General features: G+C 74.2%; 17 protein-coding genes. 9 read left to right on the top strand and 8 right to left on the bottom strand.

All coding sequences use genetic code 11. From position 1 onward, the window contains the following. Positions 1-33: 33 nt before the first annotated feature. Complete coding sequence (locus AMK13_RS05415; RefSeq protein WP_049655642.1) at positions 34-666, top strand: O-methyltransferase; 633 nt, start codon at positions 34-36, stop codon at positions 664-666. 146 nt (positions 667-812) lie between these two features. Here AMK13_RS05415 and AMK13_RS05410 read toward each other — a convergent pair whose 3' ends face one another. Continuing rightward, positions 813-980 carry a DUF3117 domain-containing protein gene (locus AMK13_RS05410; RefSeq protein ID WP_074001376.1) on the bottom strand — a complete coding sequence of 56 codons (168 nt, stop codon included), beginning with the start codon at positions 978-980 and terminating at the stop codon, positions 813-815. 297 nt (positions 981-1,277) lie between these two features. On the opposite strand from AMK13_RS05410, the gene AMK13_RS05405 reads away from it, so the two are divergent. After that, a complete protein-coding gene (locus AMK13_RS05405) occupies positions 1,278-2,078 on the top strand; it encodes an enoyl-CoA hydratase-related protein (RefSeq protein ID WP_074001375.1) in 801 nt (266 codons plus the stop codon). A gap of 42 nt (positions 2,079-2,120) precedes the next feature. Here the strand turns inward: AMK13_RS05405 and AMK13_RS05400 are convergent, their stop codons facing one another. Both AMK13_RS05400 and AMK13_RS05395 read right to left on the bottom strand, forming a co-directional pair. After that, complete coding sequence (locus AMK13_RS05400) at positions 2,121-2,714, bottom strand: DNA-3-methyladenine glycosylase I (protein ID WP_074001374.1); 594 nt, start codon at positions 2,712-2,714, stop codon at positions 2,121-2,123. Beyond that, positions 2,711-3,151: a DivIVA domain-containing protein gene (locus AMK13_RS05395; protein ID WP_063780265.1), complete on the bottom strand. Its 441-nt coding sequence runs from the start codon at positions 3,149-3,151 to the stop codon at positions 2,711-2,713. The genes AMK13_RS05400 and AMK13_RS05395 overlap by 4 nt, the downstream gene beginning before the upstream one ends. 181 nt (positions 3,152-3,332) lie before the next feature. Between AMK13_RS05395 and folP the strand changes: the two genes are divergently transcribed. After that, positions 3,333-4,145: a dihydropteroate synthase gene (gene folP / locus AMK13_RS05390; protein ID WP_074001558.1), complete on the top strand. Its 813-nt coding sequence runs from the start codon at positions 3,333-3,335 to the stop codon at positions 4,143-4,145. Between the two features lie 130 nt (positions 4,146-4,275). Here folP and AMK13_RS05385 read toward each other — a convergent pair whose 3' ends face one another. Continuing rightward, entirely contained in the window at positions 4,276-5,085 is an 810-nt protein-coding gene (locus AMK13_RS05385; protein ID WP_049655631.1) for a TIGR00730 family Rossman fold protein, read from the bottom strand. 111 nt (positions 5,086-5,196) lie between these two features. Beyond that, positions 5,197-6,273, bottom strand: coding sequence for a succinyl-diaminopimelate desuccinylase (gene dapE / locus AMK13_RS05380; protein ID WP_074001373.1), 1,077 nt, complete (start codon positions 6,271-6,273; stop codon positions 5,197-5,199). A gap of 270 nt (positions 6,274-6,543) precedes the next feature. Here dapE and AMK13_RS05375 point away from each other — a divergent pair, with 270 nt between their 5' ends. Next, a complete protein-coding gene (locus AMK13_RS05375; RefSeq protein ID WP_416875348.1) occupies positions 6,544-7,536 on the top strand; it encodes a hypothetical protein in 993 nt (330 codons plus the stop codon). A 302-nt stretch (positions 7,537-7,838) separates the two neighbouring features. Continuing rightward, the gene (locus tag AMK13_RS44555) at positions 7,839-8,657 is read left to right on the top strand and encodes a hypothetical protein (protein WP_074001372.1); all 819 of its coding nucleotides are present in this window, start codon (positions 7,839-7,841) and stop codon (positions 8,655-8,657) included. A 124-nt stretch (positions 8,658-8,781) separates the two neighbouring features. Here the strand turns inward: AMK13_RS44555 and dapC are convergent, their stop codons facing one another. After that, a complete protein-coding gene (dapC, locus tag AMK13_RS05365) occupies positions 8,782-9,930 on the bottom strand; it encodes a succinyldiaminopimelate transaminase (protein WP_074001371.1) in 1,149 nt (382 codons plus the stop codon). 20 nt (positions 9,931-9,950) lie between these two features. Next, positions 9,951-10,277 carry a ferredoxin gene (gene fdxA / locus AMK13_RS05360; RefSeq protein WP_030061559.1) on the bottom strand — a complete coding sequence of 109 codons (327 nt, stop codon included), beginning with the start codon at positions 10,275-10,277 and terminating at the stop codon, positions 9,951-9,953. A 130-nt stretch (positions 10,278-10,407) separates the two neighbouring features. Between fdxA and AMK13_RS05355 the strand changes: the two genes are divergently transcribed. Both AMK13_RS05355 and AMK13_RS05350 read left to right on the top strand, forming a co-directional pair. Further along, positions 10,408-11,421, top strand: coding sequence for a GNAT family N-acetyltransferase (locus AMK13_RS05355; protein WP_074001370.1), 1,014 nt, complete (start codon positions 10,408-10,410; stop codon positions 11,419-11,421). Positions 11,422-11,519: 98 nt separating this feature from the next. Continuing rightward, a complete protein-coding gene (locus tag AMK13_RS05350) occupies positions 11,520-12,392 on the top strand; it encodes a transglutaminase-like domain-containing protein (protein ID WP_074001369.1) in 873 nt (290 codons plus the stop codon). 41 nt (positions 12,393-12,433) lie between these two features. Here AMK13_RS05350 and AMK13_RS05345 read toward each other — a convergent pair whose 3' ends face one another. Further along, entirely contained in the window at positions 12,434-13,063 is a 630-nt protein-coding gene (locus tag AMK13_RS05345; RefSeq protein ID WP_074001368.1) for a response regulator transcription factor, read from the bottom strand. A gap of 64 nt (positions 13,064-13,127) precedes the next feature. Between AMK13_RS05345 and AMK13_RS05340 the strand changes: the two genes are divergently transcribed. Continuing rightward, positions 13,128-14,069: a MerR family transcriptional regulator gene (locus tag AMK13_RS05340; RefSeq protein WP_074001367.1), complete on the top strand. Its 942-nt coding sequence runs from the start codon at positions 13,128-13,130 to the stop codon at positions 14,067-14,069. After that, positions 14,066-14,557: a GNAT family N-acetyltransferase gene (locus AMK13_RS05335; protein ID WP_074001366.1), complete on the top strand. Its 492-nt coding sequence runs from the start codon at positions 14,066-14,068 to the stop codon at positions 14,555-14,557. Before AMK13_RS05340 ends, AMK13_RS05335 begins: the two co-directional genes overlap by 4 nt. The last annotated feature ends 2 nt before the right edge of the window (positions 14,558-14,559 follow it).

Raw genomic sequence — 14,559 nt, 5'->3', positions numbered from 1 at the left:
CGGGCCTCGCCCGGGGCTCCGAAAGAGGCAGCCATCAGCGAGTTCGGGCCCGCGCACGCGGCCCTCGCCGACACCTACGTGAGCGAGGACGCCGTGCTGACCTACGCCCGGGCGCAGTCCGCGCGGACCGGGATACGGGCGATCGGACCGAGCGGCGGGGCCTGCCTGCGGCTGCTGGCCGCCGCGCTGGACGCCAAGGCGGTGGCCGAGATCGGCACCGGCACCGGGGTGTCCGGGGTCTACCTGCTGCGCGGAATGCGGCCGGACGGCGTGCTCACCACGGTCGACTCCGAGCCGGTGCGCCAGCAGCTGGCCCGCGAGGCGTACCAGGCGGCCGGGTTCGCGGCCAACCGCTCCCGGTTCATACCGGGCCGGGCGCTGGAGGTGCTGCCCCGGCTCGCCGACGGCCAGTACGACCTGGTGTTCTGCGACGGCGACCCGGTCGAGTCCTGCGAGTACCTGCGGGAGGCGCTGCGGCTGCTGCGGCCGGGCGGGATGGTCTGCTTCGAGGGCGTCTTCCAGGAGGGCCGGCTGGCCGAGCCGGAGCTCCAGGACCCGCAGACCGGCGCGGTCCGGGACCTGGTCCGGGACGTGCGGGAGAGCGAGGCCCTGCTGCCGGCGCTGCTGCCGGTGTCGGACGGGCTGCTCTGCGCCGTCAAGCGCTGAACGTCAAGCGCTGAGCGTCGGGCGCCGAGCCCGGCGCCCCTTCGGGCCCGGGCCCGGGCCCGGGAAAACGTGCGGACCCGGGCCGACATGACGTCGAACCCGGGCCCGGCAGCACATCTCCAGGAGATGGCGAGCACCTGCTGCGGTCAGCCGCAGGCCTTCTTCAGGGCCTCGCCGAGGGCCTGGGCCTCGTCCGGCGTGAGCTCCACCACAAGGCGTCCGCCGCCTTCGAGCGGAACGCGCATGATGATGCCCCGTCCCTCTTTGGTGACTTCGAGCGGGCCGTCACCCGTCCGCGGCTTCATGGCCGCCATGCTCGTTCCCCTTCCTGCAACCGCTCAGCTACGCACCGGCAGTCCGTCCACCGCCGGTATCGAACGCATTGATCGGAAGCCATTATCCCGCATGCCACGGGCTGATGACCAACATCACTCTCGGTGCAACCACGACCGGACCGCCCCCAACCGCCGCAAACCACGTCATAAGCCCCGGCGTGGCGGTGGTGCGGACACCGCCCGAAGGTGCGATACCTCACACTCCCCAGGCCCCCGCGTGCTCCGGCATCCTGACACACACGACCGACAACGCCTCGATCCCGGGAGCCCTCACCCATGTCCGATTCCGTGCTGTACGAGCTGGACGGCGGCCTGGCCGTCATCACCATCAACCGCCCGGAGGCGATGAACGCGCTCGACGTCGCCACCAAGGTCGCGCTGCGCGACGCCGTGACCGCCGCGGCCGCGGACCCGGCGGTGCGGGCCGTCCTGCTCACCGGGGCGGGCGAACGGGCGTTCTGCGTCGGACAGGACCTGAACGAGCACCTGGCCATGCTGAAGCGGGCCGAGGAGACCGGCGAGGGCGCGCTGCGGACCGTCGGCGAGCACTACAACCCGCTGGTGCGGGCGCTGGCCGGGATGCGCAAGCCGACCGTCGCCGCGGTCGGCGGGGTGGCGGCCGGGGCCGGCGCCTCGCTCGCCTTCGCCTGCGACTTCCGCGTCCTGTCCGACCGGGCCGGCTTCAACACCGCCTTCGCCGGGATCGGGCTGACGGCCGACTCGGGCGCCTCCTGGACGCTGCCCCGGCTGGTCGGGCACGCCAGGGCCACCGAGCTGCTGATGCTGCCCCGCACGGTCAAGGCCGCCGAGGCCGCCGAGCTGGGCCTGGCCACCAGGGTGGTGCCGGCCGGGGAACTCGCCGCCACCGCACGGGCCTTCGCCCGCGAGCTGGCCGAGGGCCCGACCGTCGCCTACGGCGCCATCAAGGAGTCGCTGGCGTACGGCGCCTCCCACTCGCTGGACGAACTCCTCGACAAGGAGGACGAGTTGCAGACGCTGGCCGGCGACAGCGAGGACCACCGGATCGCGGTGCGCGCCTTCATCGCCAAGGAGAAGCCGACGTACCTGGGCCGCTAGGGCCGGTGTCCGGGTCCGGGCCGGCCGGCCCGGACCCGCCGGTCAGCCCTTGGCGCCGGTGCGGACGTGGCAGTCCGCCAGGTGGTCGTCGACCAGCCCGCAGGCCTGCATCAGGGCGTACGCGGTGGTCGGGCCGACGAAGCGGAAGCCCGCCTTCTTCAGCGCCTTCGCCAGCGCCGTCGACTCCGGCGTGACGGCCGGCACCTCGCCCATCGTGCGGGGGGCCGGCCGGCCCGGTTCGGCGGCGAACTGCCAGATCAGCGCGTCCAGGCCGCCCGCCAGGTCGCGGGCGACCCGCGCGTTGGCGATCGCCGCCTCGATCTTGGCCCGGTTGCGGATGATGCCGGCGTCGGCGAGCAGGCGCTCCTTGTCCGCCTCGCCGAACTCGGCGACCTCGGCGATCCGGAAGCCCGCGAACGCGGCCCGGAAGCCCTCGCGGCGGCGCAGGATGGTCAGCCAGGACAGGCCGGACTGGAAGGCCTCCAGGCAGACCCGCTCGAACAGCGCGTCGTCGCCGTGCACCGGGCGGCCCCACTCGGTGTCGTGGTAGACCCGGTAGTCGTCGGTGGAGTCGCCCCAGCCGCAGCGGCGCAGGCCGTCCGCGCCGAGCACCGCGCCCCCGGTCGGGTCGGTCACTTCTCCGTCCCCGGCTTCGCGTCCTCGGGGGCGTGCTCCCCGGCCGGCTGCTTGGCGAGCACCACGGCCGGCTCGACCACCTGGGCGAACTGCTCCAGGCCGGGCAGCGGTTCGGCCGCCGGGTCGGGGGCGCTGGTCGCCTCGACGGCGCCGCGCAGGTGGGCGGCGGCCTCCAGCTCGGCGATCCGCGCGTCGCGGTAGGCGAGTTCGGCGCCGAGGCGGTCCAGGACGTCGTCCACCTCGTCCATCCGGTAGCCGCGCAGCGCCATCGGCAGGCGCAGCTCGTCCACGTCCGCCCGGCCCAGCGGGCGGTCCTGCGGCAGCCGCGCGGAGATCCGGTCCGGTGCCGCCTCCGGCATCGAGCCGCCCCCGCCGAGCGCCACCAGGGCGGCACCGCCGACCACCACGGCCATGGCGACCACGATCACCCAGAACACGAGCTGTCCTCCCGAACTCCCGGCCGGTCCGCTATGTGGTGGCAGGCAACCACACTGATCATGACAGCATGGTCCCTTAGTGAGGCCGGGGGCCATCATCGCACCCGCAGGAGCTCTGGAGGAGACATCGGTGGCACTGCGCCTGGGACCGCGGGAATTCGGTGACGACGAGCTGGTGATCATGGCGATCGTCAACCGGACGCCGGACTCGTTCTTCGACAAGGGCGCGACCTTCGCCGACGAGGCCGCCTTCGCCGCCGCGGACCGCGCGATGGCCGAGGGCGCGGCGATCCTGGACATCGGCGGGGTGAAGGCCGGGCCGGGCGACGAGGTCACGGTCGAGGAGGAGCTGCGGCGCACCGTGCCCTTCGTGGCCGAGCTGCGCAAGCGCCACCCCGAGGCGGTGATCAGCGTGGACACCTGGCGGCACGAGGTCGGCGAGGCGGTCTGCGAGGTGGGCGCGGACCTGCTGAACGACGCCTGGGGCGGCGTGGACCCGAGGCTCGCCGAGGTGGCCGCCCGGTACGACGCCGGGCTGGTCTGCACCCACGCGGGCGGCGCCGAGCCCCGTACCCGGCCGCACCGGGTCGGGTACGAGGACGTGATGGCGGACATCCTGCGGGTGACCGTGGGGCTCGCCGAGCGCGCGGTGGAGCTGGGCGTGCGGCGGGACGCGGTGGTCATCGACCCTGGGCACGACTTCGGCAAGAACACCCGGCACTCGCTGGAGGCCACCCGGCGGCTGCCGGAGATGACCGCGACCGGCTTCCCGGTGCTGGTCTCGCTCTCCAACAAGGACTTCGTCGGCGAGACCCTGGACCGGCCGGTGAACGAGCGGCTGCTCGGCACCCTGGCCACCACCGCGGTCTCGGCCTGGCTGGGCGCGCGGGTCTACCGGGTGCACCAGGTCGCGGAGACCCGCCAGGTGCTGGACATGGTCGCCTCGATCCGGGGCACCCGCCCCCCGGCGGTCGCCCGCCGGGGGCTGGCGTGAACCCTCCTGTCGGCGCTCGGCTCGCCTCCGGGGCGCTCGGACCCGGTGCCGACGTTCGTCGCTCCGGCGCTCGTCCCTCGCTTGTCGCTCCTCGCTTTCGGCACCGGCGCGACCCTTCGGCTCGCTCGCGCTAGATCTCGTTCGCGGGCCGGCGGGCGTCGGCGAGGATCTTCATGACCTCGTCGATCTCGTCGGTGATGTGGAACAGCTCCAGGTCGTGCGGGGCCGCCTTGCCCTGCGCGACCAGGGTGTCCTTCAGCCACTCGTACAGGCCGCCCCAGTAGGCGCTGCCGTAGAGGATCACCGGGAAGCGGGTGACCTTCTTCGTCTGCACCAGGGTGAGCGCCTCGAACAGCTCGTCCAGCGTGCCGAGGCCGCCGGGCAGGACCACGAAGCCCTGCGCGTACTTCACGAACATCGTCTTGCGGACGAAGAAGTAGCGGAAGTTCAGCCCGAGGTCGACGAACTCGTTGAGGCCCTGCTCGAAGGGCAGCTCGATGCCGAGCCCGACGCTGAGGCCGCCCGCCTCGGAGGCGCCGCGGTTGGCGGCCTCCATCGCGCCCGGGCCGCCGCCGGTGATCACCGCGTAGCCGGCCTCGGCGAGGGCCCGGCCGATGGCCACGCCCGCCTGGTACTCGGGCGAGTCGACCGGGGTCCGGGCGGAGCCGAAGACACTGATCGCGGGCGGGAGTTCGGCGAGGGCGCCGAAGCCCTCGACGAACTCCGAGGTGATCCGCAGGACCCGCCACGGGTCGGTGTGCAGCCAGTCGGTCGGACCGGTGGTGTCCAGCAGGCGCTGGTCCGTGGTGCTCGTACCGACCTGGTCCCGGCGCACCAGCACCGGGCCCTTCTGCTTCTCGGGCCAGGCCTTCTTCTTCCGCGGCGCACCGACCTGCTCGGGGCCGTGGCCGTAGTGCTTCTCGTCTCCTGTGCCTGTCATGACGAAACCCTACGCCCGCCCTCCCCCGTTTTCAGGCAACGGGGGAAGGTCGGTTGAGCATCCGGAAGGTGGCGTTCGACTGCTGATCGGACGAGCGTCGCCGGCAGCGGCTCAGCTGGTCAGCCAGGCGCGCATCCGGTCCTCGACCTCGGCGATGGCGCTCAGCGAGCAGTACTCCTCGCGCTTGTGCGCCAGGTTCGGGTCGCCGGGGCCGTAGTTGACCGCCGGAACGCCGAGCGCGCTGAACCGGGCGACGTCGGTCCAGCCGAACTTGGCCCGGGCCTGGCCGCCGGTGGCCTCCAGGAAGGCCTGGGCGGCCGGCTGGGAGAGCCCGGGCAGGGCGCCCACGGCGAAGTCGGTGACGGTCAGCTCGAAGCCGTCGAAGACCTCGCGCACGTGCTTCTCCGCGTCCACCTCGTCGCGGTCCGGCGCGTAGCGGAAGTTGACCGTGACGACGCACTCGTCCGGGATCACGTTGCCGGCCACGCCGCCGTCGATCCGGACCGCGTTCAGGCCCTCGCGGTACTCCAGGCCGTCGATCTCCACCCGGCGCGGCTGGTAGTCCTCCAGCCGGGTGAGCACCTCGGCGGCGTGGTGGATGGCGTTGTCCCCGAGCCAGCTGCGGGCCGAGTGGGCGCGCACGCCGGTCAGCCGCACCTGCGCCCGCAGGGTGCCCTGGCAGCCGCCCTCGACCATGCCGCCGCTGGGCTCCATCAGCACCGCGAAGTCGCCGGCCAGCCACTCCGGGTGGTCCTTGGCCAGGTGGCCGAGGCCGTTGCGGGAGGCCTCCACCTCCTCGCAGTCGTAGAAGACGAAGGTGAGGTCGCGGTTGGGCTCGGGCACCGTGGCGGCGAGGCGCAGCTGCACGGCCACGCCGGACTTCATGTCCGTGGTGCCGCAGCCGTGGAGCAGGTCGCCCTCGACCCACGAGGGGAGGTTGTCGGCGATCGGCACGGTGTCCAGGTGGCCGGCCAGGACGACGCGCTCGGCCCGGCCCAGGTTCGTCCGGGCCACCACGTTGTTGCCGTGGCGGTCCACGGTGAGGTGCGGGTAGCCGCGCAGCGCGGTCTCGATGGCGTCGGCGAGCGCCTGCTCGTCGCCGCTCACCGAGGGGATGTCGACGAGCCGGGCGGTCAGCGTGCCGCCGTCGAGAGTGAGGTCCAGGGGCGTCGGGTTCGAGCTGCTCATGGGAGCCAGCCTAATCCGCGGCCGGCTCCCGTCAGTGCGGCGGTCCGCGACGCGGACCGGGGCCGCCTCGGTCGGCGCGCCCCTCGGCTCCCGGAGGCGAGTGGGCGGGTGACGGCAACCGGAAGGCGCCGCACATCCGTCCGAGTGGGTACGGTGTCGGATCAAGGTGCAGGCGCGAGAGGGGCGACGGTGGCCAGGAGAAGGAGCAGCGAAGAGCTGGGCGACGAAGAGGAGCCCACTCGCCGCCGCGGGCCGCTTCGCGCCCTGCTGATGGTGATCGTCGGGCTGCTCGGCCTGGCCATGGTCGCCGGCCTGGCCGTGGTCGGGATCTGGTGGTTCGGTTTCAAGCCCGGCGCGTCCGAGGAGTGCTCGGTGAAGACGGCGGCCGGGAACGGCACGCTGGAGCTGCCGCAGGCCGCCAACGCCGCGACGATCGCCGCGGTGGCGCGTTCGCGCGGGCTGCCGGACCGGGCCACCACGATCTCGCTGGCGACCGCCATGCAGGAGTCCAAGCTGCGCAACCTCGCGGGCGGCGACCGGGACTCGATCGGCCTCTTCCAGCAGCGGCCGTCGATGGGCTGGGGCACCCCGGCGCAGATCTCGGACCCGGTGTACGCGACCAACAAGTTCCTGGACGGCCTGGTCAAGGTCCCGGGCTACACCCGGATGCCGCTGACCGACGCCGCGCAGACGGTGCAGAAGAGCGGCTACCCGCAGGCCTACGCCAAGCACGAGACCAAGGCGACCCTGCTCACCTCGGCGCTGGCCGGCCGGGAGCCCGCCTCGTTCTCCTGCGTGGTGCACGACTACGCCAAGCCGGACCCGGCGGACTCCGCCTCGGCCGCGCCGGGCGCCACCCCGGGCGCCACCGCGGCCCCGGCCGCCGCGCCGGACCGGGCCCAGGTGCTGTCCGACCGGGTGCGCCGGGAGTTCGGCCGCACGGTGACCCCGGCGACCGGCTACACCTCGACCATCAAGGGCGCCGAGAACGCCGTCTCGCTGACCCCGGACCCGGCCACCGCCGCCCTGACCTCCTCGCCGGACGCGGGGGCGGCGGACGGCGGGGTGAGCGCCGAGCGGGCGAGCGGCTGGGAGGTCGCCCACTGGGCGGTCGCCCAGGCCCAGCAGCTGGGCATCGCGACGGTCGCCTACGACGGGAAGATCTGGCGCAAGTCCAAGTCCGAGGACGGCTGGCAGAACCAGACCTCGGGCACCTCGACCAAGCTCGTCCAGGTCACGCTGGCCCCGGCCGACAAGAGTTGACGCACTGGTGTTCGGGTTGCCGCCGGACGGGTGATTCCGGTCAACCCCGATGGACCGGCCGCCCGCTCCGGCGAACCCGGTTGGAGAACCGTCACTCCCCTTGACCGGGGCGGTTCGACGGCGTCCGACCGGGCCGGTCGGGCAGCGCTGTTGTGGTCGTACGATCCGATGGTCGGCCAGGAAGATTCCTTGCGTCGGCCGAAACCTTCTGGCTTCTCAAGCGGTAACAACGTCGTCCGCCCGGTCGTCCACGCCCGGTCCTTTGGCGGACGGGACGGACCCAGACCCCTTCGAGGAGCCCCATGTCTCACCCCCTCACGCGCCGGATCGCCCAGGCCGCGCTCGTCGTGGCCGCCGGAGCGACCCCGCTTCTCGCGGCCGGCTCCGCGTCCGCCCTGGGCGGGGACGCCCTGCTGCCCAAGAGCGACCTCGCGGCACCGCTGGGCCAGCTGGCCAACACCGACACCGGTTCCACCCTCCAGCACACCACCCACCAGCTCGGCCAGGCCGCCGGGACCACGGGTGCGGCCACCGTCGCCGCCGGCGTACCGGCCTCCGCCGACGCCGCCGGAAACATCGTCGCCCAGCAGCTGCCCGAGGCCAACGAGAAGGCCGGCTCGCTGACCGCCCCGGTCGACCAGACCGCGGCGACCGCGGGCCAGCTCTCCTCGGTCACCCCGAAGGTCGCCTCGTCCCTGGCCGGCAAGCTCGGCGAGGCCGTCACCGGCAAGAGCGCGGAGACCCGCAGCGCCACCGCCGGCACCGGCCCGCTCGGCGGACTCACCCAGGCGGGCTCGGTCACCCAGGCCGTGCCCGGCGCCGAGACGCTCACCGGCGCCGTCCCCGGCGGCACCGCCGTCGCCGACGCGCTGCCGGTCGGCGCGGTGCAGCGCGCGCTGCCGCTCGGCTCGGTCGAGCACGCCCTGCCCGCCGACCTGCCCGCCACCGACGTGCTCGGCCTGGCCGAGCACGGGTCGGCCAACCGCCTCGGCGGTGCCGACCTCGGCGCGAACAGCCCGCTGTCCGGCCTCACCGGCGCGCTCGGCCCGCTCGGCGGCCTGCTGGGCGGCCTGGGCGGCGGCAACCTGAGCGGCGGCAGCCTCAGCGGCCTGCCGCTGTAACCCCCGCCGCCGCACAACCCCCGGCTCGGGGAGAACCCCGAAGGGGGCCGGTGTCCGTGACACCGGCCCCCTTCGCCGTACGGTCGCCCGCTACGGTCGGCGCGCCGCGATCAGCGCACCGTCGTCAGCTCGCCGCGCCCAGCCGCTCCACGGCCGCGGCGACCCGCTCGTCGGTCGCCGTGAACGCGACCCGCACGAAGCGGTCGCCGGCCGGCCCGTAGAAGTCGCCGGGCGCCACCAGGATGCCCAGCCCGGCCAGTTCGGCCACGGTCTCCCAGCACGGGCGGTCCTGGGTCGCCCACAGGTAGAGGCTCGCCTCGGAGTGCTCGATCCGGAAGCCGTACGCCTCCAGCGCCGCCCGCAGCGCCGAGCGCCGGGCCGCGTACCGCTCGCGCTGCTCGGCCACGTGGGCGTCGTCCGCGAGCGCGGCGACCGTCGCCGCCTGGACCGGCGCCGGCACGATCATGCCGCCGTGCTTGCGCACCTCCAGCAGCTCCCTGACCACCACCGGGTCGCCCGCCACGAAGGAGGCGCGGTAGCCGGCCAGGTTGGAGCGCTTGGAGAGCGAGTGGACGGCCAGCAGGCCCTCGTGGCCGTCGCCGCAGACGTCCGGGTGCAGGACGGAGACCGGCTCGGCCTCCCAGCCCAGCTCCAGGTAGCACTCGTCGCTGACCAGCAGCGCCCCGTGCTCCCTGGCCCACTCGACGGCCCGGCGCAGCTCGTCCGCGCCCAGCACCCGGCCGGTCGGGTTGGACGGCGAGTTCACCCAGAGCAGGCGCACCCGGGAGCCGTCCAGCTCGTCCACCGAGTCGTACTCGACCGGCTCGGCGCCGCACAGCCGGGCGCCCACCTCGTAGGTCGGGTAGGCCAGGCGCGGGTAGGCGACCTGGTCGCCGGGGCCGAGGCCGAGCTGGGTCGGCAGCCAGGCCACCAGCTCCTTGGAGCCGACGGTCGGGAGCACGGCCTGCGGGCCGGTCTCCGCGCCGAGGCGGCGGTGCAGCCAGCCGGCGATCGCCTCGCGCAGCTCCAGCGGGCCCCAGACGGTCGGGTAGCCGGGGGTGTCGGTGTGCGCGGCCAGCGCCTTCTGGATCACCTCGGGGACCGGGTCCACCGGGGTGCCGACGGAGAAGTCGCAGAGCCCGCCGGGGTGGGCCAGGGCGGTCGCCTTGTACGGCTCCAGCTTGTCCCAGGGGAAGACGGGGAGCTTGTCCGAAACGCGGCGCGCCGCCCCCGGGTGACCCGGGAACGGCGCGCGCGTGCTGTTGGTACTCACAGCTGTTGTGCCACCGATCGTCAGTGGTCGGCGTTCTGCGGCGGCAGAGCGGCGATGAACGGGTGGTCACGCTCGATCAGACCGAGCTTGGAGGCGCCGCCGGGGGAACCCAGGTCGTCGAAGAACTCGACGTTCGCCTTGTAGTAGTCCTTCCACTCCTCCGGAGTGTCGTCCTCGTAGAAGATCGCCTCGACCGGGCAGACCGGCTCGCACGCGCCACAGTCGACACACTCATCCGGGTGGATGTAGAGCGATCGCTCGCCCTCGTAGATGCAGTCAACCGGGCACTCTTCGATGCACGCCTTGTCCTTCACGTCGACACAAGGCTGCGCGATGACGTAGGTCACGCTGTCGTTCCTCCTCGGAAGGGCCTGGTGGCCCGTTCTGTTCTGCTGCCGTGCGCGGTGAGCGCGGCGTCGTCGATGCCCGCCCCTAGTATCGCGGGTCGGAGACCGCAAATGCACAGGAGGTGGCCAGATGGCGACGCACGACCCGGTCGGCGACCGTCCGGAAGTCCGGATAGACCGCTCTGACGTGGGACGACGCGTGTCCGTCCGCCGCCTCGCGGAGTTCGTGGACGACCGGCCGGTGTTCCGGGATTCGATCGGCGTGCTCACATCGTGGGACGATCATGGGTTGACGATCGCCCCTCGAACCGGCGATCCGGTGTTCTTGCCGGAGAAGCTGCTGGTCGCAGGCAAGACCGTGCCGCCGTTCCCGGCCCGGCGCGTCCCGTTGCCGGTCACCGCGCCGGTCGAACTGCAGCGGATCGCGGGCCGCGGCTGGCCGGCCGTCGAGCAGGAGCCGCTCGGCGAGTGGACGCTGCGCGCCGCCGCCGGGTTCACCCGGCGGGCCAACTCCGTCCAGGCGCTCGGGGACCCGGGACTGCCGCTGCCCCGGGCGCTGGCGGCCGTCCGCGCCTGGTACGCGGCGCGCGGACTGCCCGCGTACGTCGAGGTGATCTCCCCCGGCTCGCCCCCGGCGCTGGTCGCCGAACTCGACCGGCTCGGCGCCGGGTACGCGCCCACCCTGGTCCGCACCGCCCCGCTGGCCGGGCTCGCCCGGGCCGGCGCCGGGCACGACAGGGTGCGCCTCGCGCGGACCGCGGACGACCGGTGGCTGTCGGTGTACCGGCGGGTGAGCGGCGACCCGGCGGTGGAGGAGGCGGCCCGGCGGGTGCTGCACGGCGGGCCCTCGGTCTGGTTCGCCACCGTGCCGGGCGCCCCCGGGCAGCCGCCGCTGGCGATCGGACGCTGCGTCATCGAGGGCGCCTGGGCCTGCTTCGGCGCGATCGAGGTCCAGCCGTACGCCCGGCGGGCCGGACTGGCGACGACGGTCATGGCGGTGCTCGCCTCGCGCGCGGCCGAGGAGGGGGCGAGCGGCGGCTACCTCCAGGTCGAGGCGGAGAACGCGGGGGCGATCGCGCTCTATGACGGACTCGGCTTCACGACCAGTCACACTTACCACTACGCGCTCCTCCCCCAGGGGTAGCCGCCAGGCCGTACCGTCCGTCCGTTCGTCCGATCGCCCCGCCCGATCGTCCGTCCGCCGCCTTGTCCGTCCGCCGTACGAAAGCCGTCGCCGTCACCGTGACCGAGCAGAGCAGAGACCGCTTCCGGACCGCCGCCCGCGCCGAGCAGCCCGACCCGGTGCTGCTGTGCCTGCTCGCCGCCGCCGAGCACGGCATGGTGCCCGACCCCGGCGACCCCGGCGAACCGCCGGGCGTGGACGCGCTGCTCGCCGCCTGCGAGGCCGCGTTCGAGCGGCACGCGGCGGCGGTCCGGACGGCCGTCGCCGAGCGGGCGCCGACCGGGCCGGAGGAGACCGCCGCCCTGCTCGCCGCGGTGCTCGGCGGGCGGGAGCGCTTCCACGGGCGGCAGTCGGACTACCGGCGGCTGGAGTCCTCGCTGCTGCCCGAGGTGCTGCGGCGCCGGCGCGGGCTGCCGATCACGCTCTCCCTGGTGTGGATGGCGGTCGGCCGGCGGGCCGGGCTGACCGTCCACGGCATCGCGCTGCCCGGCCACTTCATCGTCGCGGTGGGCGGCCCGGCCGGCGGCGAGGACTACGTCCTGGCCGACCCGTTCCACGGCGGGCGGCTGCTCGACCCGGCGGACGTCGAACGGCTGGTCGCCGCCGCCGGGGCGGAGTTCACCCCCGCCCTGCTCACCCCGGCCCAGCCGCTGGAGGTCGTGCTGCGGGTGCTCGGCAACATCCGGCTCTGGGCCGCCGACCGCCCCGAGCACGCCCGCACCCAGCTCTGGGCCACCGAACTCGCCCTGCTGCTGCCCCGGCACCCCGCCCAGCTGCGCCTGGAACGGGCCGAACTCCTCGTCCGCACCGGGGACTTCCTCGGCGGCTCGGCGGAGATGGACGCCTACGCGCAGATCCTCGACGCCTTCGACCCGGACACCGCCGCCAAGGTCCGGCAGGAGGCCCGGGCGGCCCGGCACCGGCTCAACTGACCCCCGCCTGCGGGCCGACGCCGGGGGCTTGAAGACGGGCCCTACAGCCAGCCCTTCTCCCGGGCGATCCGGACCGCCTCGGTGCGGTTGCGGGCCTCGGTCTTCTGGATCGCCATCGACAGGTAGTTGCGCACCGTCCCCTCGGACAGGTGCAGCCGCCGGGCGATGTCCGCGTTCACCGCGCCGTCGGCGGCCGCGCCCAGCACGTCCCGCTCGCGCGGGGTCAGCGGGTTGGCGCCCTCGGCCAGCGCGGCGGCGGCCAGCACCGGGTCGATCACCCGCTCGCCGCGCAGCACCCGGCGGATCGCCTCCGCCAGCTCGGCGGCCGGCGCGTCCTTCACCAGGAACGCGTCCGCGCCCGACTCCATCGCCCGGCGCAGGTAGCCGGGCCGGCCGAAGGTCGTCGCGATGACCACCTTGGTCCGGGGCGCCCGGTCGCGCAGCTCGGCGGCCGCCTCGATGCCCGTCATCCCCGGCATCTCGATGTCCAGCACGGCGACCTGCACGTCGTTCGCGAGCACCGCCGCCACCACCTCGTCCCCGCGGCCGACCTGCGCGACGACGTCGATGTCCCCCTCCAGCCCGAGCAGCGCGGCCAGCGCCTCCCGGACCATCCCCTGGTCCTCGGCGAGCAGCACGCGGATCGAGGCCCCGCTGTCAGTGTCGTTCATGGCCACGACCTTAGAGGGCCGCGGGCTTGCGTCTCCGGTAAGGGGAGAGTCCAGAGTGGTCCCCATGGACGGCAGCGAAACGCTCTACCCGATCGGCGACCTCGCCCGGCGCACCGGACTCACCGTCAAGACCATCCGGTTCTACGCCGACACCGGCCTCGTCCCGCCCACCGGGCGCAGCGCCGCCGGCTACCGGCTGTACGACGTGCACGCCCTCGCCCGGCTGGACCTCGTCCGCACCCTGCGCGAACTCGGGCTCGACCTGCCCGCGATCCGCCGGGTGCTGGAACGGGAGGCCCCGCTGCACGAGGTGGCCGCCGCACACGCCGAGGCGCTGGAGGTGCAGATCCGCACCCTCCGGCTGCGCCGGGCGGTGCTGCTCGCCGTCGCCCAACGCGCTTCCACACCCGAGGAGATGGGACTCATGCACAAGCTCGCCAAACTCTCCGACGCCGAACGCCGGCGCCTGGTCCAGGACTTCGTCGACGAGGCCTTCGGCGGCCTGGACGCCAACCCCGAGTTCGTCGCCATGATGCGCTCCGCCATGCCCGAACTGCCGGACGAGCCAAGGGCGGAGCAGGTCGAGGCCTGGGTCGAACTCGGTGAACTCGTCCAGGACCCGGACTTCCGCGCGGCCGTCCGGCGGATGGCCGAACAGCAGGCCGCCGAACGGGCCGAGGGCGACCGCGGCGGGCTGCACCACGCGCTCACCGAGACCGTACGGTCCCTGGTCGGTGCGGCGCTGGCCGCCGGCACCGACCCCGCCTCCCCCGCGGCCGACCCCGTCCTCGACGCCCTCACCGCCGCCTACGCCGAGACCTTCGGCCGCCCCGACGACGCCGGGTTGCGGCGCTGGCTGCTCGACCGCCTGGAGACCGCCGACGACCCGCGCGCCGAGCGCTACTGGCAGCTGCTGGCGGTCATCAACGGCTGGCCCGTCCCGGAGAGCCTCACCGGGGTATTCCGGTGGTTCACCGGGGCGCTGCGGGCCAGACTGGCGCGATGATCACCCTGGAACCCCTGCGCCCCGACCACGCCGAGGCCCTGCTGGCCTTCGAACGCGCCAACCGCGCGTACTTCGCCCGCAGCATCCCGGACCGCGGCGACGCCTACTTCGCCGGCTTCGCGGACCGCCACGCCGCCCTCCTCGCCGAACAGGCCGAGGGCACCTGCCGGTTCCACGTGGTGCTCGACGCGGCCGGCGGGCTGGTCGGCCGCGCCAACCTCGTCGACCTCGCCGACGGCAGCGCCGAACTCGGCTACCGGATCGCCGAGTCGGCCGCCGGCCGCGGCGTCGCGAAGGCCGCCGTCGCCGAGGCCTGCCGCCTCGCGGCCACCGCCTACGGCCTGACCGTCCTGACCGCCGTCACCACCGTCGACAACCCCGCCTCCCAGGCCGTCCTCGCCCGCAACGGCTTCGCGCTCAGCCACCGGTTCCTCCTCGCCGACCGCCCCGCCCTCGCCTACCGCCGCCCCCTGGGCGACCTCGGCTGAGC

Origin of the sequence: Streptomyces sp. CB02056 (assembly GCF_001905545.1) — a bacterium.
In the GTDB taxonomy this organism is placed as follows: Bacteria; Actinomycetota; Actinomycetes; order Streptomycetales; family Streptomycetaceae; genus Kitasatospora.
Note: the sequence above shows the minus strand (reverse complement) of the source record. Positions and strands in the feature narration are given on the sequence as shown.